Raw genomic sequence first — 2,069 nt, 5'->3', positions numbered from 1 at the left:
CGACTGGATAATTCGTATAGCCGCCCTATTTAGCCCGGTGGCTAAAAATATAGCGCCCCAGCTAAGCCGGAATAAAAATGCCAGCAATCAAAAAGCAAAGACGATATTGGGCTGGCAGCCCCGCAGCAATGAAGAAGCCATCCTGGCTGCTGTTAAAAGCATGGTGGAGTTTGGGTTAATAAAATAAATGCTGTTCACAAACCGTCCATACTAACATGAAACGATTGCTGCGGTTTTCAAAATACCTGCTGATAGCGGTACTGTCGCTTAGCTTACTGATAGGCATCTCCGTTTACGCTTATATGCGGCTGCCTAAATTCGGCAAAGCGCCATCCGGCGAAAGGCAGGCCCGTATTGAACATTCACCCAATTTTAGGAACGGTAAATTTCAAAACACCCTTGCCACCCCTACTTTGGCGGAAGGCCATACCATGACGGGTGAGCTGTATAAAGCGGTGTTCAACAAATATCCGCGGCGCCAGCCAACAGATGCCATCCCCACTGTGAAAACAGACCTGCTTAAAATACCGCGGGATAGTAACGTGGTGGTTTGGTTCGGCCACTCCTCCTGCTTTATACAGCTGAATGGCAAAAGGATACTGGCAGACCCGGTGCTGAGCGGGAACGCCTCCCCCATTCCCGGTACCATAAAGCCTTTCCGGGGAACGGATGTTTACACCGTGGCAGACCTGCCGGAGATAGATTACCTGCTGATATCACACGACCATTACGATCACCTGGATTATGAAACCGTGCTGGCCCTTAAAAACAAAACCAAGCACGTTATATGCGGGCTTGGCGTAGGCGCTGATTTTGAATACTGGGGTTACCCAAAAGAAAAGATCCTTGAAAAAGACTGGCATGAAAAAGTAGCGGTGGACAGCGGTTTTATTATTTATGCAGAGGAAGCAAGGCATAAATCCGGCAGAGCGGGATTTAACCAGGAAAACACGCTGTGGCTTTCATTTGTTATAAAAGCACCGGCAGCTACTATTTTCATTAGCGGCGATACCGGCTACGGCCCGCACTTTGCCGGCATTGGCCGTACCTACGGCCCCATAGACCTGGCTATTTTAGAGAACGGGCAGTACGACAGCGCCTGGCATTACGTACATATGTTACCGGCAGAGGTGCTGCAGGCCGCGCAGGACCTGCATGCAGCGCGCCTGCTGCCGGAGCATTCCTCAAAATTCACGCTGGCCAGGCATACCTGGGATGCACCCCTGGTGGCAATAACAGCGCTTAATAAAACTTTTAACATTCCCCTGGTAACGCCCATGATAGGAGAAGTGGTGAGCCTGGATAATAAACACCAGGTTTTTAAACAATGGTGGGTAGGGATACGTTAAATTTATGTATATGGAAAAAGCCGGTTTTAGTGCAAAGGCAGAAATATTCTTAAGCTGCGCCACAGAAAGGCACACTATAAAAGAGCTGGTGCTGAATGAGCATGCGCTGTTTATAATGCTGTCGGGCGAAAGCAGGATTGTGCATGCCAACCAGACCTATGTTTTCAGGGCCGGCGATATTATCCTATGCCCCCGCAACCAGCTGGCAAGGGTTACCAAATGCCCTGTTGAGGGGCAGCCCTGCAGATCCATTTCCATTGTATTCACACAAACCTTCCTGCAAAAATATTATGCAGCCCATCCCATTGTTCCCACCCCACCGGCGGATACGCCGCGTATAAAGGCTTACGGGCCACACCCATTGCTGGAGAGCTTATTAAGCTCCCTGCTGCCTTATTTCACCTTCTCCGCTGAGCTGCCGCCCGACCTTGCAGCCATTAAAGTGCAGGAAGCTATTACCGTGCTGCGTGCAATAGATAAAGAGGCTGACAGCATACTGGGGAATTTTGAGAAACCGGGCAAGATAGACCTGGCCAGCTTTATGGAAAAGAACTACATGTTTAATATGAGCCTGGAACGCTTTGGTTTCTTAACCGGCAGAAGCCTGACCACCTTTAAAAGGGATTTTAAAAAAGCGTTTAATACCAATCCGCAAACCTGGTTAAAACAAAAACGCCTGGAAACTGCTTATTACGAGATCTTTGAGAAAAAGCGGAAACC

At 49.0% G+C, this 2,069-nt stretch carries 2 protein-coding genes and 1 pseudogene; all 3 read left to right on the top strand.

Annotated elements, in window-relative coordinates; translation table 11 throughout:
• A pseudogene (locus VIM87_RS28510) lies at nucleotides 1-187 on the top strand (aldehyde reductase); the annotation flags it as partial.
• 28 nt (nucleotides 188-215) lie between these two features.
• Nucleotides 216-1,349, top strand: coding sequence for an MBL fold metallo-hydrolase (locus VIM87_RS28505; RefSeq protein ID WP_332000272.1), 1,134 nt, complete (start codon nucleotides 216-218; stop codon nucleotides 1,347-1,349).
• 10 nt (nucleotides 1,350-1,359) lie between these two features.
• A partial coding sequence (locus tag VIM87_RS28500; RefSeq protein ID WP_332000271.1) for an AraC family transcriptional regulator occupies nucleotides 1,360-2,069 on the top strand: 710 nt, incomplete at its 3' end.

It is taken from the genome of Chitinophaga sp. (assembly GCF_036569125.1).
GTDB lineage: Bacteria > Bacteroidota > Bacteroidia > Chitinophagales > Chitinophagaceae > Chitinophaga.
The sequence above is the reverse complement of the archived record's forward strand: the minus strand, read 5'-3'. Positions and strand labels throughout refer to the sequence as shown.

Coding starts and splice junctions, on each gene's coding strand:
- VIM87_RS28505 (WP_332000272.1), top strand. CDS start 216: ATGAAACGATTGCTGCGGTTTTCAAAATACCTGCTGATAGCGGTACTG.